At 69.8% G+C, this 4369-nt stretch carries 4 protein-coding genes and 1 tRNA gene; all 5 read right to left on the reverse strand.

The features are described 5' to 3' along the window. Nucleotides 1-90: 90 nt before the first annotated feature. On the reverse strand, nucleotides 91-693 hold the full coding sequence (gene pth, locus ACSNOK_RS31110; RefSeq protein WP_436784144.1) for an aminoacyl-tRNA hydrolase: 603 nt from the start codon (nucleotides 691-693) through the stop codon (nucleotides 91-93). Nucleotides 694-783: 90 nt separating this feature from the next. Further along, nucleotides 784-1362, reverse strand: a complete 579-nt coding sequence (locus ACSNOK_RS31115) for a 50S ribosomal protein L25/general stress protein Ctc (protein ID WP_436784145.1) — start codon at nucleotides 1360-1362, stop codon at nucleotides 784-786. 181 nt (nucleotides 1363-1543) lie between these two features. Continuing rightward, nucleotides 1544-2521 carry a ribose-phosphate diphosphokinase gene (locus ACSNOK_RS31120; RefSeq protein ID WP_004952610.1) on the reverse strand — a complete coding sequence of 326 codons (978 nt, stop codon included), beginning with the start codon at nucleotides 2519-2521 and terminating at the stop codon, nucleotides 1544-1546. Between the two features lie 72 nt (nucleotides 2522-2593). Further along, on the reverse strand, nucleotides 2594-4051 hold the full coding sequence (gene glmU, locus ACSNOK_RS31125) for a bifunctional UDP-N-acetylglucosamine diphosphorylase/glucosamine-1-phosphate N-acetyltransferase GlmU (protein ID WP_436784146.1): 1458 nt from the start codon (nucleotides 4049-4051) through the stop codon (nucleotides 2594-2596). A 115-nt stretch (nucleotides 4052-4166) separates the two neighbouring features. Further along, nucleotides 4167-4237 (reverse strand) — tRNA-Gln (locus ACSNOK_RS31130). Between the last annotated feature and the right edge of the window lie 132 nt (nucleotides 4238-4369).

Here is a 4369-nt window from a genome sequence, read left to right on the forward strand (position 1 = left end):
CGTTTGAGGACGCGCGCCGCAGGCGCGCTCGGGGGTGCGGGGGCGCAGCCCCTGCAAGAAACGGGAAGGGGCGGGACTGGGGCGAATCCCCTACGAGTTGTACGTCCCCTGCGCCCGCTCCAGCCCATCCACGATCAACGACTCCACCGCATCCGCAGCCCGATCGACCTCGAAAGCGAGATCCTTCCGCTCGGCGGAAGAGAAATCCTTCAGCACGAAGTCGGCGACCTGCATCCGCCCAGGCGGCCGCCCGATCCCGAACCGCACCCGGCAGTAGTCGGATCCAAGAGCCTTCGTGATCGACTTCAGACCGTTGTGCCCGTTGTCGCCCCCACCCAACTTCAGCCGCAGCTGCCCGAAGTCGATGTCCAGCTCGTCGTGGACGGCCACGATCCGCTCGACCGGCACCTTGTAGAAGTCGCGCAGCGCGGCCGTCGGCCCGCCGGACAGGTTCATGAAGGACATCGGCTTGGCGACCACCACACGCCGGCTCGACGGGCCCGGGGCCCCCAGCCGTCCTTCCACGACCTGGGCGCGGGCCTTGTGCGCCTTGAACTTCGCGCCCATCCGCTCCGCGAGCAGGTCGGCGACCATGAAGCCCACGTTGTGCCGGTTGCCCGCGTACTCGGCGCCAGGGTTGCCCAGGCCCACGATCAGCCAGGGGCTCGTGCTCATGCCGTCCGTCGTCGTCATCCGCATAACTCCTTCATACGCCGACCGCCGCCCCGCTCCGGGTCAGGAGCGGGGCGGCGGCCGGAGGGAAAACGAGGCTCAGCGCGAGGCTCAGGCCTCGGCGCCCTCGGCGGCCTCGTCCGCGGGGGCGGACTGGCCGGCGACGACGTGCAGGACGACCGCGTCGGCGTCCACGGCCAGCTCGACACCGGCCGGCAGGACGACGTCCTTGGCGAGGACGGAGGCACCGGCGTCCAGGCCCGCGATGGAGACGACGACGGCCTCGGGGATGTGGGTGGCCTCGGCCTGGACCGGCAGGGCGGTCAGGGTGTGCTCAAGCAGGTTGCCGCCCGGGGCCAGGTCGCCCTCGGTCTGGACCGGAACCTCGACGGTGACCTTCTCGCCGCGCTTGACGACGAGCAGGTCGACGTGCTCCAGGAAGCCCTTCAGCGGGTCACGCTGGACCTGCTTGGGGATGACGAGCTCGTCGCGGCCCTCGATGTCCAGGGAGAGCAGGACGTTCGGGGTCTTGAGCGCCATCATCAGGTCGTGGCCCGGGAGGGACACGTGGACCGGCTCGGCACCGTGGCCGTAGACGACGGCGGGAACCTGGTGGGCGCGGCGGATGCGGCGGGCGGAGCCCTTGCCGAACTCGGTGCGGACGGCGGCGGCGAGCTTGATCTCGGCCATGGTGCACTCCTCGGAGGTCGTGTGCGGACAGGGTCACCCGGCCCACGAACGGCCTGCTACGAAGAGCGCGTCGATAACGGACCGCCACACCGAGACGAAAACGGTGCGGCCTCCCTCGCCGAGCAACTCCAGGAGTCTACCCGGCGCGGGAGGCCGCACCGAAATCGATCTACGGCGACCGTCAGGCCTGCTCGTCGAAGAGGCTCGTCACCGAACCGTCCTCGAAGACCTCGCGGACGGCGCGGGCGATCGTCGGGGCGATCGACAGCACCGTGATCTTGTCGAGCTCCAGCTCGTCCGGGGTCGGCAGGGTGTTGGTGAACACGAACTCGCTGACCTTGGAGTTCTTCAGGCGGTCCGCGGCGGGGCCGGAGAGCACACCGTGGGTGGCGGTGACGATGACGTCCGCGGCACCGTGGGCGAACAGGGCGTCCGCCGCGGCGCAGATGGTGCCACCGGTGTCGATCATGTCGTCCACCAGGACGCAGACACGATCCTTCACGTCACCGACGACCTCGTGCACGGTGACCTGGTTGGCGACATCCTTGTCACGGCGCTTGTGGACGATCGCCAGCGGGGCGCCGAGCCGGTCGCACCAGCGGTCGGCGACGCGCACGCGGCCGGCGTCCGGGGAGACGACGGTCAGCTTGTCGCGGTCGACCTTGGCGCCCACGTAGTCCGCCAGGATCGGCAGCGCGAAGAGGTGGTCGACCGGGCCGTCGAAGAAGCCCTGGATCTGGTCGGTGTGCAGGTCGACCGTGAGGATGCGGTCGGCACCGGCCGTCTTCATCAGGTCGGCGATGAGGCGGGCCGAGATGGGCTCGCGGCCGCGGTGCTTCTTGTCCTGGCGGGCGTAGCCGTAGAACGGCAGGATCACGGTGATGCTCCGCGCGGAGGCCCGCTTCAGAGCGTCGATCATGATCAGCTGTTCCATGACCCACTTGTTGATGGGAGCCGTGTGGCTCTGCATCAGGAAGCAGTCGGCGCCGCGCGCGGACTCCTGGAAGCGGACGTAGATCTCACCGTTGGCGAAGTCGAAGGCCTTGGTCGGGACCAGGCCGACGCCCAGCTGGTGCGCGACCTCCTCGGCAAGCTCGGGGTGGGCGCGGCCGGAGAAGAGCATCAGCTTCTTCTCGCCGGTCGTCTTGATCCCGGTCACAGCACAGTCTCCTTGGATGTCGCTTTGTGTGCGCTTATCACGGTACGCCCCGTTCGGCAGTCCCGTGTCAGGTCACTGCTCCCCGTCGTGCTCCTGGAGAGCGGCGGAAGCGGCCTGTGCGGCGGCGCTTCCCGGGCGCTTTCGAGCCACCCAACCCTCGATATTCCGCTGCTGACCGCGTGCGACAGCGAGCGAACCCGGGGGCACATCCTTGGTGATGACGGAGCCGGCGGCGGTGTACACGCCGTCCCCGATCGTGACCGGAGCCACAAACATGTTGTCCGAGCCGGTGCGGCAGTGCGAGCCGATCGTCGTGTGGTGCTTGTTCACACCGTCGTAGTTCACGAAGACGCTCGCGGCGCCGATGTTGGTGTACTCGCCGATGGTGGCGTCACCCACGTAGGAGAGGTGCGGCACCTTGGTGCCCTCGCCGATCTCGGCGTTCTTCATCTCCACGTACGCGCCCGCCTTCGACTTGGGGCCGAGGTTCGTGCCGGGCCGCAGATAGGCGAACGGGCCGACGGTGGCCCCGGCGCCGATGAACGCGCCCTCGGCGACCGTGTTGTCCACCCGGGCGCCGGCCTCGACGCGCGTGTCCGTCAGGCGGGTGTTGGGGCCGACCTCGGCGCCGCCGGCCACGTGCGTCGCGCCCAGCAGCTGGGTGCCGGGGTGCACCAGCGCGTCGGGCTCGAACGTCACCGTGACGTCCACCCACGTCGTCGCCGGGTCCACGACCGTCACACCGCTCGTCATCGCGTCGTGCAGCAGCCGCTCGTTGAGCAGCCGGCGGGCCTCGGCGAGCTGGACGCGGTTGTTGATGCCCAGGATCTCCCTGTGGTCGCCGGCGACCGCCGCGCCCACCCGGTGCCCGGCCTCGCGCAGGATGCCGAGCACGTCGGTGAGGTACTCCTCGCCCTGGCTGTTGTCCGTCCGCACCTTGCCCAGCGCGTCCGCCAGCAGCCGGCCGTCGAACGCGAACACCCCGGAGTTGATCTCGCGGATCGCCCGCTGCTCCTCGGTGGCGTCCTTGTGCTCGACGATCTCCGTCACCGCGCCCGTCACCGCGTCCCGGACGATCCGCCCGTACCCCGTGGAGTCCGGCACCTCGGCCGACAGCACGGTCACCGCGTTGCCGTCGGCGGCGTGGGTCTCGGCCAGACGCCGCAGGGTGGCGCCGGTGAGCAGCGGGGTGTCACCACAGACGACGATCACCGTGCCGTCGGGCCGGACACCCTCGCGGGCCAGCTCCTCCAGGCCCATGCGCACGGCGTGGCCGGTGCCGTTCTGCTCGAACTGCACGGCGGTGCGGACGGCGGCGTCGATCTCGCCCAGATGCGCGGTCACCTGCTCCCGAGCGTGCCCGACGATCACGACGAGCTGCTCCGGCTCCAGCTCGCGCGCGGCGGCGACGACGTGCCCGACGAGGGACCGGCCGCAGATCGAGTGCAGGACCTTGGGGGTCGCCGACTTCATGCGGGTGCCCTCACCCGCTGCGAGAACGACGACGGCTGCCGGGCGGTTGGCGCTCACGGGTGTGCCCTTCGGCTTCGGGGTTACGAGGGGGTGACACCCGCAGGATACCGGTGCGTAGAAGGGCCGGAACGCGGACGGGTCCTGACCTGGGCGGTCAGGACCCGTAGCAGGGCTCCCGGGGAAGGAATCGAACCCTCATTCAATGGACCAAAACCATTTGTCCTGCCATTAGACGACCCGGGATGGTGCGCCTGCGACGCCCGAATTGCTTGATCGGTGGGCGTGCAGACACCACTATGCCGTACCGCCCCGGCTCGACGCGACGGTGTCCGGGGACTTGGGGTGCGGTGGGAGAGGGCGGGAGCTGTCTCTTAT

The sequence above is a fragment of the Streptomyces sp. URMC 126 genome (assembly GCF_051386555.1).
Classification (GTDB): domain Bacteria; phylum Actinomycetota; class Actinomycetes; order Streptomycetales; family Streptomycetaceae; genus Streptomyces.

Bases quoted from the DNA above. Each gene is read 5' to 3' on its own strand.
- ACSNOK_RS31115 (WP_436784145.1), bottom strand. From the start codon at position 1,362: ATGGCCGAGATCAAGCTCGCCGCCGCCGTCCGCACCGAGTTCGGCAAG.
- pth (WP_436784144.1), bottom strand. From the start codon at position 693: ATGACGACGACGGACGGCATGAGCACGAGCCCCTGGCTGATCGTGGGC.